This is a genomic window from Lysinibacillus sp. CD3-6, assembly GCF_006351725.2.
Classification (GTDB): domain Bacteria; phylum Bacillota; class Bacilli; order Bacillales_A; family Planococcaceae; genus Lysinibacillus.
This window is the reverse complement of the sequence record NZ_CP085880.1, coordinates 2,022,403-2,042,133: the sequence shown is the minus strand read 5'-3', so window position 1 is coordinate 2,042,133 and position 19,731 is coordinate 2,022,403. Positions and strand designations below refer to the sequence as shown.

The following is a 19,731-nucleotide window of genomic DNA, read 5'->3' as shown; positions in this document are numbered from 1 at the left end:
ATTAAAACAATCTATTTACATACCAATTCATCTGATGACCAGTTGATTAATTATTGGAATAGGAAATTATCACATAAGGAGTGATGAGCATGAAAGTAACACTATTTGCAACTTGTTTAGTGGAAATGTTTCAAGGTGATGTAGGAAAGGCTGTCGTTGAAGTTTTAGAAAGACTCGGCTGTGACATCGACTTTCCAGAAAATCAAATTTGCTGTGGACAGCCTGCCTACAATAGTGGCTACGTACAAGAATCTAAAAATGCAATGAAAAAAATGATTATAGCTTTTGAACATGCAGAATATGTTGTTTCCCCTTCTGGCTCTTGTGCCTATATGTTTAAAGAATATCCTGAAGTTTTTAAAGGCGATCCCATTTGGGAACCTAAAGCGCAGGCATTAGCAAATAAAACGTACGAGTTCACTGAATTTATTGTCGATGTTTTACAAATTGAAGATGTTGGTGCCCATTTAGAAGGTAAGGCTACATTTCACACTTCTTGCCATATGACGAGATTGCTTGGTGTGAAAGAAGCCCCTATCAAATTATTAGGGCATGTGAAAGGCTTACAATATGTTGAGCTCCCAGGAAAAGAGCGCTGTTGCGGTTTTGGTGGCACATTTTCAGTAAAGATGGGCAATATTTCTGGAGAAATGGTCAGTGAAAAAGTACAAAACGTAGAAGAAACGGAAGCAGATATTTTAATCGGTGCTGATGCTGGCTGTTTAATCAATATCGGTGGTCGAATTGAAAGACAAGGAAAACCAATTAAAGTGATGCATATTGCGGAAGTGCTAAACTGCCGATAATTGCACTTAAAGGAGGATAACCGTATGGCAATGAAAACAAGCGATGATCGGTTTAACCAGCGCGTAACAAAAGAGCTAGAAAATACATTTATGCGTGGCGCGGTATCAAGTGCGCAAGAACGCTTTCAAACACGTCGTTTAAAACAAGCAGATGAGCTTGGGCACTGGGAAGAATGGCGGTCCCATGGCGAGGAAATTCGTCAACATGTACTTGCCAATCTAGACTATTACTTATTTCAACTCAGTGAAAATGTAGCAAAGCGTGGTGGACATGTATATTTCGCTAAAACGGCTGAAGAAGCAACAACCTATATCCAACAAATTGCAATAGAAAAGCAAGCCAAAAAGATTGTAAAATCGAAATCAATGGTAACAGAAGAAATTAATTTAAACCCAGCCCTTGAACAACTCGGCTGTGAAGTAATTGAAACAGACCTTGGTGAGTATATTTTGCAAGTTGGAGATCATGAACCGCCATCTCATATCGTCGTACCTGCATTGCATAAAAATAAAGAACAAATTCGTGATATCTTTAAAGAAAAACAAGGCTATGACAAAACAGCTAAACCAGAAGAACTCGCACTGTATGTTCGTGAAAAACTGCGCAACGAGTACTTAACAGCAGATATTGGTATTACTGGCTGTAACTTTGCCATCGCAGAAAGTGGCTCAATTACGCTCGTTACAAATGAAGGAAATGCTGACTTAGTAACGGCTTTACCTAAAACGCAAATTACAGTTATGGGAATGGAACGTATTGTACCTACATTTGAGGAAATGGAAGTGCTTGTAAGTTTATTAACAAGAAGTGCTGTTGGGCAAAAGCTGACAAGTTATATTACAACGTTAACAGGTGTAAAAGATGAGGGCGATACAGATGGACCTGAAGAATTCCATTTAGTCATTGTCGACAATGGCCGCTCTAATATTTTAGGTGGTGAATTCCAGCCTATACTGCAATGCATTCGTTGTGCAGCATGTATCAACGCCTGTCCTGTATACCGCCACGTTGGGGGGCATACCTATGGTTCAATATACTCTGGACCCGTCGGCGTCGTACTATCACCACTTTTGGGAGGTTATGATGATTTCAAGGAGTTACCATATGCATCTACTTTATGCGGTGCTTGTACAGATGCTTGCCCTGTCAAAATCCCATTACATCAGCTAATACATCGACACCGTCAGGTTATTGTTGAAAATGAAGGAAAAGCTCCAGTGTCTGAAAAGCTCCTCATGAAGGCGTTCGGCTTAGGTGCTTCTTCCCCTACTTTATACAAGATGGCGACGAAAATGGCATCCCCAGCGATGTCGCCTTTTACAAAGGATAATAAAATTTCAAACGGTCCTGGGCCATTAAAGGCATGGACCGAAGCTAGGGATTTCCCTGCACCGAATAAGGAGAACTTCCGTAGCTGGTTTAACAGCCGGACGAAAGGAGAGTCTGAATAATGGCAGGAAGTATTCTAAATCGAGAAACATTTTTATCTACTATCGCCAAGCAACTCGGACGAGCACCAAAAACAGAAATAGTGAAGCCAATTTGGCAATATCAACCTCAAGACCGTGTTTTAAAAGATGCTACTAAGGATGATTTAGTAGTCGTTTTAGAGGCGCAATGTAAAAATATTAATACAAATATGGTCATTACTAATACAGCGAATCTAGCTACTGATCTCCAAGCAGTCATAGATATCTACGGCGGTCACTCTGTCATCACATGGCAAGACGAACGCTTTGAAGGCTATGGATTAACACATTTAATGCAAACTCAATGGCCACAATCAAATATCCAGCTTTATGTATGGAATGAGACACAACCAGAGGAAAATATTCGACAAGCGGAAAAAGCAAACATCGGTATAACTATTAGTGAGATGACATTAGCTGAATCTGGTACCGCTGTGCTATTTAGTGATAAGCATAAAGGAAGATCCGTTAGCTTTTTACCCGAAAAGTCGATTATTTTAATTCCTAAAAGTACAATCGTGCCACGCATTACTCAAGCAGCTCGTTGGATTAGCAAAAAAGTACAAAATGGCGAACATATTGCTTCATGTATTAATTTTATTACGGGGCCAAGTAATTCTGCAGATATCGAAATGATTCCTGTCGTCGGTGTCCATGGCCCAATTAAAGCAACTTATATCGTTATCGAGGATCAATAAACATCTGACAGGCATGCACGGGAAACGATGCATGCCTGTTATTATGATGAAATTTATATTATGGCAAATAGAGCTAGCGATTTCGCTAGTCAAAATATTGTAATTGACAGGAAATCCTGCACTAGCGCCAATAAAGCCCGCTTCCGCTAGTTGCATACGCCCTACTTGTAATTAGTTTGCTACTCTTTCTGCCAACGTCGTATCATCGTAAAATTCTGGATGCGCTTGTTTTAAGACAGCCTTGCGTAGTAAGACAAGTGTCATTACGACAATAATTGCACTTGTGACAAGTAAAATACCAGTTGCTGGTAACCTATCGTACAAAATACCATAAATGAGCATACCAATTGGCATCATCGACATAGCCATCGTTTCCATTAGGCCAACTACTCGACCTCGATACTCCTCCGAAATAAGCTTTTGCATAAAAACACCTAGTGGCATATTTACACCCATCTCAAAAACAGCAAAGATAAAATATAATCCTATATAATAGCCAACAATCATGGAATATGAAAGATTTGTCACTAAAGGGATTACCGCAAATGCTAAGCTACTTGATAGCAACAATAAACTAATTTTAGAAAAACGAAGTGGTATTTTAATTTCTGCACGTGTTGCAAAATAGATGGAAGCTACTAGCATGCCCAGTGCACCTGAAGCTTCGATAAAGCCAAAATGAGTAGAATCGATCTTCAGTAATTCAATAATCACATACGTTCCACCAACTACGATTGCAGAGAAAAATAAATTTATCCATAGTGATAGCCACATTACTACTGTAATGACTTTATGTTGCTTAATATAGCTAAATCCACTCACAAGCCCTTTCCATATCTTTTCGGTTTTAGCGTTTTCCCCTATTGTACTGTACAATTTAAAATTCATCGTTGCCTCTAAGCAAAAGGCAATCATGTAGGCTATCATATGCACAATTAAAAAAACTTTCATTGAAAAAAATCCATACATCATCCCACCGATAACTGGCCCCCCAATCGCTGCTACGGACATTGACATTTGATTAAATGACATTGCACGTTGTAAACGTTCTGGATTGACAAGAATCGCGATAGAAGAAGTAAATGTTATGCCTGAAAATGCAGAACAGAGCGTATACAATACTGTTGTCACATATATCGCATTGACGGACATACCAAATATTTCAGTATATAGTAGTAAACCTGCCATCGTCAAAATCGTCCCAGCTTGCGCTAATAATATTGTTCGTTTTTTCGAAAAATTATCGGCTACATACCCAGCTAATGGTGCTACTAGTGCTCTTGGGAGTATGGAACAAATCATATTTGTTGCAAAGCTTGTGGCAGAACCTGTCATGGCTAAAATATACAAACTAATACCAAAGGACAACACATGTGAACCTAACATTGCAATCATTTTACTTGCTGTAAACGTCCACAAATGATAGGTCGCCTTTTTATATTTTGCTGCTTCATCCAACAAAATCCCCTCCATATTTCAATTTAATTTAAAAGTTTAATTTTATTAAACAAAAATATACCACATTATTTCCTTTTCATGCAACAAAAAGTTTAATATAATTAAATAAATCATAAATTTCATTGTCACCCTGACGCTGTTAGTCGTTTTGGAAAATGTATAGACTTTGTGAAGAATAGTTATTATTGTTAATAGTGGAGAAAGGAGGCGAGGAAGTGGACTCTTTAGGCATGCGAATTCGCAAATTACGAAAAGAAAAAAAATTAACATTAGAGGCTCTTGCTGCCGATCGTCTAACTAAAGGTATGCTAAGCCAAATAGAAAATGATAAAGCGAAGCCATCTATGGAAAGCTTAGACTATATTGCGGAACGACTTGGCGTGAAAGCAAGTGAATTACTTGAACAAGTAGCATCTTCTGATATCCGTCATCTTTTAGAGCAAGTAGAAGCTATGTTTGCTGAGGCCGAGCTTGGTGATGCAAAGCACCATCAGCACCTCGTAGATATCATTCACCCGTACATAGACGATTTACCTCTTAGCTATGAAGCTGGGCGATTATTATATATTTATGCAAATGCGCAGTATGTGGCTGGTCTCACAACATGGGAGCAACCGCTACAACAAGCACGCCAAATATTTAAAGAAATCAATTTGTGGAGCCATTGGTTTAAAACCTATATGCTGCAGCTCGGTATTCTATCAGAAAATCGTCGATATGATGAAGCTTATCATTGTATTTTACAAGTGAAGGCAGAAATCGACCTTGAAAACTATCAGCTAGATTCTCGTGATACGGGAAAATTGGCTTATTATATTAGCATTTTTCAGTTAGCCATTGGTGAGCATGAAGCGGGTAAAAAATTAATTAACGAAACCATTGAACACGCGCATCAAAACCAATTGTTTTATCATATTGATGACTTATATCGTATTGGTTCCTATTGCGCCATGATTGATGGTGACTTTGAGCAGGCAGATCAAATGATGATGAAGTTGGAGCAGTATCGTATTTTCGTTGAACAAGCTGATGTCGATGCTTTTATATACGTCTTAAAAGCACATTATTATAACAATTATAAACAGGAATATGAGCAAGCTTTAGTTGAAATTGAACAATTACATGCACTTACAAGTTCAACAAAAATAGATAAAAATTTCTATTACGCTGAAAAAGGAAAATCATTGTATTTACTTGGTCGCTATTCAGAAGCACTTGCCGCATTTAATCATTTAAAAGAGATTCCCATTTTAATTGTGCATCCATATGATTTACTGAGTATGAATGAATGTTTCTCCTATAAAGCGCTTTGCTACGCTCAGTTTGGAGAGTTAACAACGGCTTACGAAATTGCCAAAACTGCATATATGGATTCGAAAGGTTTAATCGACCTACCTTATAAACAAAAAATTGAGGAAACGTATTTTAAAATTAAAGCACAAATCGATTCTAGACAATAGATTAAAGAACCTGTGAAAGTGCGGAATGCTGCTACGGATGGATGCTTTCGTCTACACGTTAAAAGGACTTGTAGATTACTCTACAAGTCCTTTTCATTACGCAGATTTATGATGTGCTTTCCTTATTTCTATAATTTTTGAACCAGAGAACAACAATAAAGCAAGCCATATAATACTGAATGCCAGTAGTTCTACTTGACTGAATGGTTCTTTATAAAGTACCACACCTAAAATTAAAACAATTGTTGGCGCTACATATTGTATAAAACCTAATAAGTAAAGCGGAATATTTTGAGCACCTTTAGCAAATAAAACTAGAGGCACTGCTGTCACAATACCGCTAACAATCATTAATACATCTGTATGGATATTCACGTGTAAGAAAGATGCTTGGCTTGTTGAAAATAAATAAATGTAATAGCCTAACGCAAATGGCAGAATAAACATAGTTTCGATGGCTAGACCCCTTGTTGCATCAAGTGTAATTTTCTTTTTCAGTACCCCATAAATAGCGAACGTTAAGGCAATTAGAATAGCCACCCAAGGTACTGTACCATAATTTACTGTTAATATAATAACCGCAATAAACGCGATGGCTGTAGCAACCCATTGTGCACGACTCAACGACTCTTTAAAGAAAACAACCCCGAAAATAACCGACAATAGTGGATTAATATAATAACCGAGGCTTGTCTCAATTAAATGCTCGTGAGTTACAGCCCAAATATATAAATACCAATTCATTGAAATGACAAAAGATGCGCCAGCTAACTGCCAAAAAATCTTCTGATGTGTCCATAAATATTTTAAATCTGCTAGTAACTCTTTGCGCATACCGAGAATAATGACTGCTAGCACTGTAAAGACGAAGGACCAAATTACACGGCCTAATAAAATTTCCATACTTGGCACATGCTCAAGTAATTTCCAGTAAAGTGGGAATGCTCCCCAAATGGCATAGGCAAAAAACGCTGCCAATACACCTTTTTTCTCATTTGACATTGTCTTTAATTCTCCTACTCTTTTTAAATCGATTACGACTCTCTTGTAATTTCTCAAGATTGCCGTTTATTCATAATGTGAAAGAATAGACTAATTATAGGACTTTGACTGGCTACTGTAAATGCACAATTTTACTATTAACATATTGTTTATTGCTTAAACACCAGACATTACGCTTTATTTTCGCTTTCAAGCTCAGAAATATATTTTCGCACCATACTATAACTAATTTCAGGATTAATTTGACGCTTAATACGAATATGAATTTCTTTTATACCTACCCCCTGCTCCCGCATATCTCGAATCATTGATTTTAAAGGACCTGAAAGAGATTCCCTAGACAGAGCGGTATATTTACTAAGCTCAATTAGCAAGTCGGTATTTTGTCGTCGGAGCTCCTTTAACTCGTCGACGACACAATTATATTCTGTTAGCTTTTTTTGCAATACCGCATTTTGTTGTGTCAATTTTTGCATGTCTTCTGTTAGCTTCGCATTTTGTTTTTTTAAATTTTTTCGCTCTTGCTCCAATACAATTTGCTTTTCATCTAAATCAAGATGGACGGCATTATACAATTCTTCAATATGCATTAGCTCTTTATAGCGGCTTTGCGTTAACATCATAAGTGTTTCTGTCGATTTGACAGCAAGTGTGCCATCTTGCATTTTTTCACATGTTAATGCTGATAAATCCATTTTGTTCGTCATTTTTTTCTCACTCCATTACTAAATTGTTCGTGTAATGGGATTGCTTTGTTTAACATCCTTCAGCTTCCTTTTATATGATAATCATTCTCATTTATCTTATCATAATGAGAAAAGCACATTTTGTCAAAAATAAAAAAGCTCCCCGTATAAAAGCAAGGAGCTTTTTTTAAATCTGCTCTTATTACTGCAAAATAGAAAGAATCCATTTTTCTTAAAATGGATTCTTTCTTCAGGTATACTATTGTGCTACATAACCACCGTCAATGACAACAGCTTGTCCTGTAACGCTTTTAGCTCGATCACTTGCTAAGTATAGCGCATAGTCTGCAATTTCGCTTACATCTAGTAATTTTTTCTGAGGCACTTGAGCTAAAATAATATCTTCAAGCGCTCTATCTTCTGGAATATTGCGCGTTTTTGCTAAATCAGCTATTTGACCACGCACAAGTGGTGTATCTACATAACCAGGGCATAAAGCATTTACTGTGATACCATGTTTTGCACCTTCTATAGCTGCAACTTTAGTTAATCCGATAACACCATGTTTTGCACTGTTGTAAGCAGCCTTACCAGCAAATCCAATTAAACCATTAATCGAAGCGATGTTGATAATACGTCCAAAACCTTGTTCTTTCATAATAGGAAATACATTTTTAATTAAAATAAATGGTGCAACTAACATAATTTTTTGCATTAATTCAAATTTTGCAGTTGGAAAATCTTCTATTGGAGAAACGTGTTGTAAACCAGCATTATTAATAACGATGTCAACAGAACCGAATTTTCCCTTAGCTGTTTGAATTAAGTTTTGAAGTTCTTCTTCGCTCGTAACGTCCGCTTTCACACCAATCGCTTGAAAACCTTCTTTAATTAGAGATTCTGCAGATTCTACTACCATTTCTTCATTGATATCAGAAAGAACTACTTTTGCTCCGAATTGAGCAAAACGTTTACCGATTTCAAATCCAATTCCGCGACCTGCACCTGTAATAATAACTACTTTATTTTTAACATTGATGAATTCAGACATAATATATTCCTCCTAATTTTTTAAGCTAACATCGTTATTAAACTAAACCTATTGCAGCTAAGAGAATTCCAACTATCATAGCAAGAGTAGGAATGAAAAACGCTACAACAAATACATCTTTATAAGTTTCTTTATGAGATAATCCTGTAACAGCCAGTAAAGTTAATAATGCCCCATTATTAGGAAATATCGATGCACCTGAGGCAATAGCAGCAATTCTGTGTAAAGCGTCAGGACTAATTCCTGTCGTTTGGGCAACGTTATTAAACGTATCTCCTAAAGTTGAAAGAGCAATACCCATACCACCAGAAGCTGATCCCGTGATGATGGCCATAATTTGAACAGCTAAACCTTCAGCAATTAATGGATTATCAGAAATACCTAATAGCCATGAAGTTATGTTATCGAATGCAGGCACAATGGCAATAACTGAGCCAAATCCTACCGCCGCACTTGTATTTAAAATAGCCATGACAGAGCCTTTACCACCGTCATTAATAGATGGAATAAATTTTTTATAATCCTTTAAGTTAAGAATCATGATACATAAGACCCCAACTAGTAAAGCGATAACAGCATCTAACTTAACAATATTTAATAGCACAACGACAACGACAAGTGGAATCAAGGAAATAATCCAATGAGGGACTTTCTGATCTCCATCAGTTGTCATGTGCGTACTATTTTCTGGTTCTGTATACCCTTCGCCTTGAGCGGCAAACTTTTTCGCTCTATATGCTAACCAAAGATATCCACCAACAGCCATTATAATTGTGGCAGCAATGCCAATGATTGATCCTGACGTAGGAGAAGTTTTAAAGTAATCCATTGGAATCAAGTTTTGGATTTGTGGAGTCCCTGGTATAGATGTCATTGTAAATGTAAATGCTCCAAGTGCAAACGTTGGTACAAGTAATTTTCTTGATACATTTGCTTCACGAAATAGTTGAAGCGCAATTGGATAAATAGCAAATACAACTACAAAAAGACTAACACCACCATAAGTTAGTAACGCAGCAGCAATTAATACACCAAGTATAGCTCTCTTTTTACCAATTAATTGAGTAACCTTTTGAGCTACAGATTTTGCAGCGCCTGTATCCTCCATCAATTTTCCGAACACGGCTCCTAATAAGAAAATAGGGAACCAACTTTTTACGAAATTAACTAACCCTTGCATATACGTACCTGTATATGTGTCAAGTACATTTAATCCGTTAAGAACTGCAACAACACCCGCTACAAGGGGCGCAACCCATATGATAGACCATCCAAGATACGCTAAAGCCATTAATAGGACTAGTCCAATAATAATACTTAACAAATAGTTTCACCTCTTTCCTTAAAGCTAATACTGTTTACCAACTATTTGATAAGATATAATTACCAAAAAGTATTAAATTTATTTGACCAATGTATACCTTGACCAAATAGAAACTTTTGTAACTATCCTGTAGTTACATCTCGTAAACAATATAATCCTAAGAAAGGACAACTAAATGCATATTTAGATTGCCATTTTATTTAAGTTGTTAATTCTCGTGAAATATATATTTCACAAAAATATTTTTTTACTGGAACGTATTGTATTATCTAAGATGCTAAACAAGTATGTTACAAAAATTTGAACATTAATGTTATATCCGAATAAAGTATAACGCTGACGAATTTATTAGTAAAACGAATAATATGAATAACATTAATGAATAAAAAGAATAAATAGGTGTAAATATGGAACTACGTGAATTAAAATTATTTTTAGAAGTGACGAATTATAATAGCTTTACGAAGGCTGCTGAACATTCATACTTATCTCAGTCTTCCTTGAGTAAAGCTATAAAAAAATTAGAAGAAGAACTACAATTGGAGTTATTTGATCGATCAACAAGACATATGCAATTGACTGAAGCAGGTAAAATTGTTTATAACCAGAGTCAAAAAGTATTCGAAGTGATTGAGGAGTTGAACGTTCAATTAGATCAATTTCGTGAAATAGCTACTGGCGAAATTAAACTAGGTATTCCTCCGCTAATTGGGACATTGTTTTTTTCTGAAATTGCTCGAAATTTTGAAGAACGATATCCAGAAGTATCTTTAATATTAATTGAACGTGGGGCTAAGGTGATTAATCAACTTGTCGAAGAAGGTACGATTGATTTAGGCATTGTAGTCTTACCCGAGGATGAATCTAAATTTAATATTACTCCGTTTATACAGGATAACTTTGTGCTATTTGTAAATGAGGAGCATAGGCTTGCCCATAAAAAAAGTATTAAATTAAAAGAATTAAAAGATGAAAAATTTATCGTTTTTACAGAAGATTTTGCTTTGCATGATTTTATGATTGAAGCTTGTCAAGCAGCTGGGTTTACGCCAAACATTGCACTCAAAAGTTCACAATGGGATGTTATGATTGAAGTAGTAGCATCCAAATTAGGTGTTACAATTTTACCGAATTCAATTTATAATAAACAAACAAATAAGAATGTCAAAATTATACCGATTGAAAAACCTGAATTATTTTGGCGACTAGGCGTCATTACTAAAAAAAATGCCCATAAACCGTTGGCATTAAGAGAACTACTTAACCTATTGCCGACTTTGGAATTTTCAGCTCTGCAAAATTTTAAAGGAAAATAATTGGATCTATCTAATGCAAACATAATAACTATAGAAGTACAAACCTAAAATCAAGGGTTGTGCTTCTTTTTTTGATCTGTTAAGTGTCATTTTTATCTCTTTGCACTAAAAGTGTATATAAGATTTGTGTACTGCCGCTTAAATAGATAATAAAATAAGACTATAATATCTTTTTATGGAAGTAACGAACCTAAATACAGTAAACTAATTCTGAAATAGAGCATCAAAGAAAAAAAACCACCTTTTTGCAAGCCAACTAATTATCATTATCTTCTATAATCATCTAACTATCTAAGAGAATTAATAGCTCTTTAACAGCAGCTATTTTATTATATTTTGTAATTCCCTATTAGACATATCATGACATAATATCAGTAAATATAAATTTATCCTCATAATCCATATATTTTTAATTACCATACTTAACATTTTCTAATAAGGTTATAAAGGAATTTTTATACAACTACAACACTATCTTCCCACACAAATAGATTACTGTTTCAACTATTTATATACAATATATTACATATATTTTTAATAGTTTTTCTTAAGGAGGGTTAAAGTTGATTAAAATATTGGTTGTAGATGATCATAACTTAGTAGGTGAGGGCACGAAATTATTACTAGAGCAAGAAAAAGATTTTAAAGTAACTTTTGTTAATTCTAGTGAAAAAGCATTAGAAATTTTATTAAAATACGAATTTGACGTATTTGTATTTGATTTAAACATGCCAGGATTAAACGGACAAGAACTTGCTAAAGAAGTTTCAAAAATCTCCCCTAAATCTAACATTATTATTTATACTGGTTACGATATTGAACCACACTTCAATAAGTTAGTTTCTTCAGGTGTTTCAAGTTTTATTAATAAAGTTGCTTCAAAAGAAACACTTATAGCGGCGATTAGAGCAAGTTTAGAAGGTAACTCAATGATGCCAATAAATTTATTACAGCAATTAAAAATACCTGATAATAGTATAAACATTTTAGAGGGTTTCCACCTATTAAAAAAATATAATTTAAGTAAAAATGAAATAGAAACTCTAAGACTTGTTATGGCAGACAAAACAAATAAAGAGATCGCAGCAGAATTATTTATTAGCCTAAGAACTGTGGAATATCGCTTATCAAATATCTTCAAGAAATTAAATGTAAACTCAAGAATCAAGGCAATCAAAAAAATAGAGGAAATAAGCAAGCGAACTGAATAGAAACTACATTTACAAGCTAAACCACAAATTAATTCTGGTAACACCGTAATTAATTTGCGGTTTTTTTGAGGTTTCTTTACGGTATCTAAAGTTATTTTCATAAGTTAATCTATAAATAAACCTCCAAACAGAGGTAACATATGACAGGTTAAATTATTGAATCTTTGTAGGTTGCTAAACTTACAAGATGTTAATTATTTTTCCTATCATAAAACTATAAAAAAATGAAAGGAGTGAGAGATTATGAATAAGTTACAATCTGCTCAAGTAAAAAACTATGGTGATTTCTTAGCGGTTACTCTTTCTAAGAAAAGCAAACCTGGTGATGGTAAATTTGGTCGCGGAAGAAAAGGAGGGAAAAAAGGTTAATAAATAGTGACATTCTTTTTAGAGAGAGTCTTTTGACTCTCTCCTCCTGCTAATCTAACTAATCATACATAAGAAGGTCGGAAATTTTATGAAAATTGCTCGTAATAAAGATATCGCTACGACAGTTATGGAACAGGAATGTATAATACTTGACTTAAAAAGTGGTCAATATTTTGGATTAGAACATGCTCTTAAGGAACTTTGGTTAGAAATTGACAACGAATACAAAGATATAAAAGTAATTCTTTCAAAGTGGAAAAGTCAATTTGATCAATCTGAAGAAGAATTGGTTCAAATTCTCTATGAAGCTACACGCGAACTTGCAGATAAGAAACTAATCAAAATAAAAGATATTTAAGAGGAGGATTTCCCGTTATGAATGAGGGGTATTTTACAACAGTTCATGGTTTTGTAAGGATGTTACTGTTGGAATATGATTTTGAAGAAGCCTATGAAAAAATCGCTGTTCATATGTATCCTCTTTATGCAAGTGCAAATGGTAGAAAGGTAAATGAATTAAATATAGACGAATTATATCGATTAGGTCAATTTCTGTATAAACTCGATGAAGATGATCTTCTAGTTACATCATGCGTATCCATAGCAGTTACTATTCAAGCCATTTTATTCAGTGGAGGATACGATTCAGACTTAATAATAGGTGTTAAAAAAATTGATCACAAGTTATTTTCTCATGCATGGGTACAATTGAAAAGTGGAAAAAAGATTGACCCTAACAATAAAAATGAAGATTTAAAAGTTTTACAAACTTATAATATGAATAAATATACTGAAAGGTGGGTTTTGTCACGTTATGAAAATTTGGATTGCAATGCAAGGAAATAACAAAGAAAAATGGAGCGAGTGGTTAGAAAATTTAATAAAATGGGGACGCGCTTTTGCCGTTCATGTTATGGACAATGATATGTTCCATATGGCAGAAATCAAGGTTGAATATACAACTACAAATTTTAAGCATTCAGAATCACACCAAAATTTCTTCCCCCCATTAGTAATCGATGGTTGGATAGGTGGTAAAATCCCAATATATTCGGATGGCGTTAGTTCATTACCAGATTACCAAAGAAAAGAACTATATACTACCCTACAATATGAACCTGACAAATTATTATCTAATTCTTACGGTGAATTTACGATAGCTTTTTTGGATGAGACAACTCGAAATTTTATAGTTGCTACAGATATCTATGCAACACGGCCAATTTATTATTGGATAAGCAAAGAAAGGGAATTATTTATTGCAAATGATATTCGTGCACTATTATTAATAACTGAAATTCCATTCCTAATAGACGATGAAATATGCAAGATTTTCCCAACATCAGGTTTTGCTGTTGGAGAGAACGATTTCGAGGAACGGACTTTCTTTAAAGGTATAAAAAAAATCCCTCCAGCTTCCCTTGCTAAATGGAACCACGATTCTTTACAAATTAAAAGTTATTGGGGTATGTCTCAATTGCTTGAGCAACCGCAAATAATAAGCGATGCTACCCAATACTTTTGTGAGTTGTTTCAAGAGGTTACAGCTGATCGTTTAAGAGGAAAAAAGCACATTATTGAGCTAAGCGGAGGGCTAGATTCTGCTACTATTACAGCAGCGGCATTGGCTGAAGGTAATAAGGAACGTTTTCTTGCTGTCAATATTTCATTTGCAGATAACGACATGATTCTTAGTCACGATAAGGACCTTGTAAAAAAAATGATGAATGACTTAGATATTCCTGGACTTATTATTTTAGCAGATGCAACGGCTAAAATTCCAAATGCAGAATTAGGAAGAGATCCACTTTGGTACATTGATGGACCAGATCCTAGAGCAAATGCGCTTGTCAATGAAACTTTCACTATAATTGCTGAAGAATATGGTGCTATATCTGTTTTAACAGGTGAAGGTGGCGATTTTATTTTTAGTGGAGAAGTAGCTATAATTGATTCTTTTATCCGACAGAAACGCTTATTTGAAGCATTTAGTCTTCTAAAAAAATGGTCTGGCGGAAGCCTTAAACAAATGGTGAAGCTCGGATTCCTATATGGTATTTCCCCGTTTATTCCTTATTTAGGTGAGAAATTCTATTATGATTTATTATGGTCTGATACAGAATACGAGTTACCAGAATTTTTTACAGTTGAACATTTGAAGCGTGAAAAGAAAATTACTAAAGAAGACTATTTAAGTTATAGAAAAAGTAAGGCTCTGAGGTATTGGGGTAAAAGATATCATTATGATTTTCTTTGGCCGCGAGCAAGATATATGGATTCTGTTGGTATAACACTACCTACATATCATCCATTTTTAGATAGACGAATTATTGAATTTTCATTCTCAGTTTCTCCTGAACAGCATTTCGATCTCATCAAAGGGAAATCGGAAAAGTATGCAGGGTCTAAAATGCTCTTACGTAAGGCATATACTAATATTTTGCCTACATACATGTACAATCGCACATCAAAAACAACTTATGCACATATGGCAAGAAAGAGTTTTCTAAATGACCGTAAACAAATTCTCCAGCTATTTGATAAAAGGAAAAATTCACAAGTAGTAGAGCTGGGTATTATTAAAAGAGATGTATTTTGGAAACATTTACTTGCTATGTCTATTCGCTCAGAAGATCCAAATAATGATTTAGGTATGGTCTATCAATATATGAGAGCCATCATTGATTTGGAAATTTGGTTACAAGAGATGGAAAAAGGAAAAAAATATGTGCTCGAACGCTCCCGTCCTAATAAACCCCGTTTATTAGGTGAAATCGAGACTTTAAATTTATGACATTAAAGAGATTTTCACACTCTTATTTAGATAAAATACTCCAATAAAGGTGAAGAAAATGGTACATAAACAGAAATGGCGATGTAAGGAAAAGCGAAATTATCTGAAAAGTGCCGGAGAAACATTTATACTACTTCTTAATATGGTTTGGAAATCCGGACCCCTTCTAACACTATGCATAGCTATTTTTATTGTAGTGGATGCCATCATCCCTATCATTCAATTATATTTTTCAAAAAAAATAATCGACGGTATTGTTGAACCAAATGAATTATCACATACAGAGTTATGGGCTTTTGCTTATGCCATCAGTTTAATTATTCTGAGTATAGTAAAAACTTTAGAATCATGGGTAAAAACAATACTTGCGGAACGCTCCATGATTACTGTTAATAGTTTTTTGCTTGATGCTTTTGAACGTATTCCAGGGATGCGTTTTTTTGAAGATCGCCAGTATAGAGATAGACTTGAAATACTACGAGATCACGCTACTTGGTTACCTTTCCAATTGATTAGTATTAGTGCAAATCTCATTACTGCAATACTTTCATCGATCGGAATCATTTTAGTTTTCGTCTATTTTTCACCAGTGCTTGCTTTACTACTTGTTCTATCCACTGCTCCTTTTGCTTTTGTACAAAACCGTTATAACGAGATGGAATGGGACTATGCTAAAGAGTATGCACCGTTAAGAAGGAAAATAGATTATATTAGGAGTTTATTACTGAGTAGACGTTCGGCAAAGGAAATCCGCTTATTTGGTTTAGGAAATTTCTTTCATAACATGTATAGTACAACTTTTGGAAATCTATATCGTATCTTTAGTAGAATTCAAAAAAACGGTTCTTATAGCACTGTATTAACTAGTTTATTATCAGGGATAGGATCAGGTGTTGGTTACTTTTGGATATTAATGAAGACCGGTTCCGGCAGTATATCTATTGGAGATTTTGCCTTGTACTTAGGAGCCGTATTTCAATTATCTGTTGCTATGAGAGAAATTGCTAAAGAAGGCGCGGATACGATTGATTTATGGCGAATGGGAAAAGATTTTATTCTTTTTATGAAAGCTGAAAAGGATATCGAACTTTCTTCTAAACCAGTGCCAATTGCTAGTGAAGGTGCCCTATCTATTGAATTCAGAGATGTTTGTTTCCGCTATCCATATCAAGAATCAGTTCAAGAGGATGTAGGCTATCAACAATCTGATGAAGACTTAGAGGAAACAGAAGAGGAAGATTTCTATGATGAGCCTGATTGGTATGAAGACTTTAATGAAAATGAATTTGAAAAGAATAACCAAGAGCAGATATTAAACACCGATAAAGATAATATTGAGAGTTCTGAATATGTTTTAGATCATATTAATTTCTCTGTCTCTCCAGGTGAAAAAGTCGCAATTGTAGGTGCTAACGGTTCTGGAAAAACTACACTTATCAAATTGCTTTGCCGATTTTATGAATTTAATCAAGGCGAAATTAAAGTAAACGGTATTGATATTCGCACTCTCGATTTAGACGAACTAAGAAAGCAAATTTCAGTAGTATTCCAAGAGTTTGGTCGATATGACATGTCAATAAGAGAAAACATTGCTCTTGGAGATTTAAACGCCCTACATAATGAAGATAAAATCAACCAAGCAGTACGCTCAGCAAAATTGGAAACAACAATTGCTGAATTAACCGAAAATCTTGAAACATTGGTTGGGCCAGAATGGGGAGGTATTGACTTATCAGGAGGACAATGGCAAAGGATTGCCTTAGCTAGAGCGCTTATGAGACAGGCTGGATTAATGATTTTAGACGAGCCATCTGCTGCTTTGGATATAAGAGCAGAATATGATATATTCCAACAGTTTAAGAAACTTACGCATGGTAAAACAGTTATTATGATTTCACACCGCTTCAGTACGGTGAGGATGGCTGACCGAATTCTGGTACTGAAGAATGGCAAGATTGTTGAAGAAGGAAGTCATGAAACTCTTCTCAAAAAGAATGGGGAATATGCAAAAATGTTTCGCCTACAAGCCAAATCTTTTCAAGGGAAGGATGAGGCCTTTTGCTAAAAATTAAACGTGTTATTAAAAAATTCTCTGAAACAACCTCTGTAATTTTATATGGTTTAAACTTATTTTGGCAATGTGACAAACTTAAGACATGCGCTCTATTCTTAATAATATTATTAGAATCTTTGCTTGGCCCGTTACTTATTTGGTTAAGTGCTAAGATTATTGATAAAATTACACTTACTCCCTTTAATTTATTCTCTTGGAACACGGTAGTATGGATGGCTTTAATTTATATTGCTTTTACTTTACTAGTCGATGCTCTTCAACCATTGGTTGAGATGCAAAAAAGACTGTTAACCTTTAAACTTCAAGCTCATATAGATAGATTACTCATTACTAAGGCTATTTCCATTCCTGATATTGCACCTTTTGAACAAGCATCTTACCATACTAGAACTCAAATTGTTCGTTATAATGAGTATTTTGTTAATATGTGGATTACCATTGTCACACAATTCTTGAGTGGTGTTGCTTTGATTATTGCTGGAAGTACATTAATCGGAATGTTTGCGCCTTGGGCACCAATTTTATTCGTTCTCTTATCTTTTCCCAAAATGTATTTGGAAGCAAAAATTAATAATTTGACTTTTGAGGGACGTGAAGAGATTCAAGAGCTAAGGCGACGTGCAGAATATTATCTATGCACCCCTCTTATGCCTGAAACAGCCGGCGAGATGAAAGTATATAATCTTATCCCCTTTTTCAAGTCCCGTTACAGTACTACTGCCAAACATTTACTACAAACTATTTCAAACGATCAAAAAAAGCTGACTCTTCATCAGTTTATTTGGTCCCTTCTACAGTCTTTGGTTGCTGGTGGTATTCTAATTTATATTGTGCGGCAAGCTCTTCAAGGTCAGTTATCCACTGGAGATATACTACTGTTTATTGGAGCCATTATTCAATTCAATGAAGGTACAAATGAATTATTTGCAGTATTTGCAATTGGCCCTAGAGAAGCTAGACATTTAAGAAAGATCGTTTCTTTCTTAACAAGCGAAAACAATATGAAATCGGGTAATTTTTTGCTCGATAATGCTATAAACAAAGGATATGAATTTAATAAAATATCATTTAGCTATAATGGTGAAAAGGAAGTATTAAAGATTGATGACTTACAAATTCCAAAAGGTAAAATAACAGTATTAGTTGGTGAAAATGGATCGGGTAAAAGTACTATCATTAAGTTGCTTTTACGATATTTTGATCCAAATGAAGGAACCATATACTTCAATACATTACCATTAAGTTGTTATGATATTGAGAATTTCAGATTAAATTCAACAGCAGTCTTTCAAGATTTTCTACGATATGAAATGGACTTGAAGTCAAATATTGGAGTAGGCAAAATTTCTAAGTTTGATGACTTAAGGAGTATTGAAAAGGCTGCTTGCCTTGGAGGGGCTAATCAATTTTTGCATAAGCTTGAAAATAAGTATGATACTGAACTAGGAAGGCTATTTGGTGGAAGAAATCTATCTGGGGGCGAATGGCAACGTATTGCTCTTTCTCGCGCTTTTATGAGACATGAGTCAGCAAACCTACTTATTTTTGACGAGCCTACATCTGCATTAGATGCTTTTATTGAAGAAGAGATTTTCGAAAAATTACGTAAATTAGCTTTTGGAAAAACAGTAATTATTGTCTCACATAGACTAAGTACCGCCCGCTTTGCTGATAACATTATCTTTTTAGAAAAAGGAAAGGTCGTAGAGACCGGTACTCATGATGAATTAATAAAAAACCAGGCACACTATGCAGAGTTGTATAAGTTACAAGCTCAAAAATATAAATGATAGAAGAATAAAATAACGTGAAAAATAACTGTAATTAAGGTTTTTAGCAAGCAAGAGAACTAGAAGCGTGAAATTTTGGTTTTAGGAAGGGCTAACCCTTCCTAAAAACCAAAAATATTGACACTCCCCTTATACGATACGTGTAACTTAACGATTTGAACTATTAATTGAAGAAATTATTGTTCCTTCTTACATTTGAACCTACACCGTAAACTATTCATC

The 19,731-nt window shown here is 34.7% G+C and carries 17 protein-coding genes; 12 read left to right on the top strand and 5 right to left on the bottom strand.

Annotated features, from left to right (window positions below; translation table 11 throughout):
• Positions 1-89 precede the first annotated feature (89 nt).
• From FH508_RS09815 to FH508_RS09805, 3 genes are read left to right on the top strand one after another with little or no spacing between them, the layout of a single operon-like run.
• Positions 90-806: a (Fe-S)-binding protein gene (locus FH508_RS09815; protein WP_172771153.1), complete on the top strand. Its 717-nt coding sequence runs from the start codon at positions 90-92 to the stop codon at positions 804-806.
• Positions 807-830: 24 nt separating this feature from the next.
• A complete protein-coding gene (locus tag FH508_RS09810; RefSeq protein WP_172771152.1) occupies positions 831-2,258 on the top strand; it encodes a LutB/LldF family L-lactate oxidation iron-sulfur protein in 1,428 nt (475 codons plus the stop codon).
• Complete coding sequence (locus FH508_RS09805) at positions 2,258-2,974, top strand: LutC/YkgG family protein (protein WP_172771151.1); 717 nt, start codon at positions 2,258-2,260, stop codon at positions 2,972-2,974. The genes FH508_RS09810 and FH508_RS09805 overlap by 1 nt, the downstream gene beginning before the upstream one ends.
• Before the next feature lie 171 nt (positions 2,975-3,145).
• Here FH508_RS09805 and FH508_RS09800 read toward each other — a convergent pair whose 3' ends face one another.
• Positions 3,146-4,432 (bottom strand): MFS transporter, encoded by a 1,287-nt coding sequence (locus tag FH508_RS09800; RefSeq protein WP_172771150.1) that lies wholly within the window; start codon positions 4,430-4,432, stop codon positions 3,146-3,148.
• Positions 4,433-4,647: 215 nt separating this feature from the next.
• Between FH508_RS09800 and FH508_RS09795 the strand changes: the two genes are divergently transcribed.
• The gene (locus FH508_RS09795; protein ID WP_172771149.1) at positions 4,648-5,892 is read left to right on the top strand and encodes a helix-turn-helix domain-containing protein; all 1,245 of its coding nucleotides are present in this window, start codon (positions 4,648-4,650) and stop codon (positions 5,890-5,892) included.
• A 96-nt stretch (positions 5,893-5,988) separates the two neighbouring features.
• On the opposite strand, the gene rarD is transcribed toward FH508_RS09795, so the two are convergent.
• The 4 genes from rarD to FH508_RS09775 all read right to left on the bottom strand — a co-directional run bounded on the left by rarD (position 5,989) and on the right by FH508_RS09775 (position 9,955).
• Positions 5,989-6,894 carry an EamA family transporter RarD gene (gene rarD / locus FH508_RS09790; protein WP_172771148.1) on the bottom strand — a complete coding sequence of 302 codons (906 nt, stop codon included), beginning with the start codon at positions 6,892-6,894 and terminating at the stop codon, positions 5,989-5,991.
• Between the two features lie 170 nt (positions 6,895-7,064).
• Positions 7,065-7,601 (bottom strand): hypothetical protein, encoded by a 537-nt coding sequence (locus tag FH508_RS09785; RefSeq protein WP_172771147.1) that lies wholly within the window; start codon positions 7,599-7,601, stop codon positions 7,065-7,067.
• Positions 7,602-7,839: 238 nt separating this feature from the next.
• Complete coding sequence (locus FH508_RS09780) at positions 7,840-8,631, bottom strand: 3-hydroxybutyrate dehydrogenase (protein WP_172771146.1); 792 nt, start codon at positions 8,629-8,631, stop codon at positions 7,840-7,842.
• A 37-nt stretch (positions 8,632-8,668) separates the two neighbouring features.
• Positions 8,669-9,955 carry a GntP family permease gene (locus FH508_RS09775; protein ID WP_172771145.1) on the bottom strand — a complete coding sequence of 429 codons (1,287 nt, stop codon included), beginning with the start codon at positions 9,953-9,955 and terminating at the stop codon, positions 8,669-8,671.
• A gap of 407 nt (positions 9,956-10,362) precedes the next feature.
• Here FH508_RS09775 and FH508_RS09770 point away from each other — a divergent pair, with 407 nt between their 5' ends.
• The 8 genes from FH508_RS09770 to FH508_RS09740 all read left to right on the top strand — a co-directional run bounded on the left by FH508_RS09770 (position 10,363) and on the right by FH508_RS09740 (position 19,509).
• Entirely contained in the window at positions 10,363-11,271 is a 909-nt protein-coding gene (locus FH508_RS09770) for a LysR family transcriptional regulator (RefSeq protein WP_172771144.1), read from the top strand.
• A gap of 563 nt (positions 11,272-11,834) precedes the next feature.
• Positions 11,835-12,482: a response regulator transcription factor gene (locus FH508_RS09765; RefSeq protein WP_172771143.1), complete on the top strand. Its 648-nt coding sequence runs from the start codon at positions 11,835-11,837 to the stop codon at positions 12,480-12,482.
• 243 nt (positions 12,483-12,725) lie between these two features.
• Entirely contained in the window at positions 12,726-12,851 is a 126-nt protein-coding gene (locus tag FH508_RS23935) for a lariocidin family lasso peptide (protein WP_255639718.1), read from the top strand.
• 88 nt (positions 12,852-12,939) lie between these two features.
• Complete coding sequence (locus FH508_RS09760) at positions 12,940-13,209, top strand: PqqD family peptide modification chaperone (RefSeq protein WP_172771142.1); 270 nt, start codon at positions 12,940-12,942, stop codon at positions 13,207-13,209.
• 17 nt (positions 13,210-13,226) lie between these two features.
• Positions 13,227-13,697: a lasso peptide biosynthesis B2 protein gene (locus FH508_RS09755; protein WP_172771141.1), complete on the top strand. Its 471-nt coding sequence runs from the start codon at positions 13,227-13,229 to the stop codon at positions 13,695-13,697.
• Positions 13,666-15,645 (top strand): asparagine synthase-related protein, encoded by a 1,980-nt coding sequence (locus FH508_RS09750; RefSeq protein WP_172771140.1) that lies wholly within the window; start codon positions 13,666-13,668, stop codon positions 15,643-15,645. The genes FH508_RS09755 and FH508_RS09750 overlap by 32 nt, the downstream gene beginning before the upstream one ends.
• Positions 15,646-15,703: 58 nt before the next feature.
• Positions 15,704-17,710: an ABC transporter ATP-binding protein gene (locus FH508_RS09745; protein ID WP_172771139.1), complete on the top strand. Its 2,007-nt coding sequence runs from the start codon at positions 15,704-15,706 to the stop codon at positions 17,708-17,710.
• Positions 17,704-19,509, top strand: coding sequence for an ABC transporter ATP-binding protein (locus FH508_RS09740; protein ID WP_172771138.1), 1,806 nt, complete (start codon positions 17,704-17,706; stop codon positions 19,507-19,509). The genes FH508_RS09745 and FH508_RS09740 overlap by 7 nt, the downstream gene beginning before the upstream one ends.
• Positions 19,510-19,731: the final 222 nt, after the last annotated feature.

Bases quoted from the DNA above. Each gene is read 5' to 3' on its own strand.
- FH508_RS09815 (WP_172771153.1), top strand. From the start codon at position 90: ATGAAAGTAACACTATTTGCAACTTGTTTAGTGGAAATGTTTCAAGGT.
- FH508_RS09750 (WP_172771140.1), top strand. From the start codon at position 13,666: ATGAAAATTTGGATTGCAATGCAAGGAAATAACAAAGAAAAATGGAGC.
- FH508_RS09745 (WP_172771139.1), top strand. From the start codon at position 15,704: ATGGTACATAAACAGAAATGGCGATGTAAGGAAAAGCGAAATTATCTG.
- FH508_RS09770 (WP_172771144.1), top strand. From the start codon at position 10,363: ATGGAACTACGTGAATTAAAATTATTTTTAGAAGTGACGAATTATAAT.
- FH508_RS09810 (WP_172771152.1), top strand. From the start codon at position 831: ATGGCAATGAAAACAAGCGATGATCGGTTTAACCAGCGCGTAACAAAA.
- FH508_RS09755 (WP_172771141.1), top strand. From the start codon at position 13,227: ATGAATGAGGGGTATTTTACAACAGTTCATGGTTTTGTAAGGATGTTA.
- FH508_RS23935 (WP_255639718.1), top strand. From the start codon at position 12,726: ATGAATAAGTTACAATCTGCTCAAGTAAAAAACTATGGTGATTTCTTA.
- FH508_RS09760 (WP_172771142.1), top strand. From the start codon at position 12,940: ATGAAAATTGCTCGTAATAAAGATATCGCTACGACAGTTATGGAACAG.
- FH508_RS09780 (WP_172771146.1), bottom strand. From the start codon at position 8,631: ATGTCTGAATTCATCAATGTTAAAAATAAAGTAGTTATTATTACAGGT.
- rarD (WP_172771148.1), bottom strand. From the start codon at position 6,894: ATGTCAAATGAGAAAAAAGGTGTATTGGCAGCGTTTTTTGCCTATGCC.
- FH508_RS09785 (WP_172771147.1), bottom strand. From the start codon at position 7,601: ATGACGAACAAAATGGATTTATCAGCATTAACATGTGAAAAAATGCAA.
- FH508_RS09805 (WP_172771151.1), top strand. From the start codon at position 2,258: ATGGCAGGAAGTATTCTAAATCGAGAAACATTTTTATCTACTATCGCC.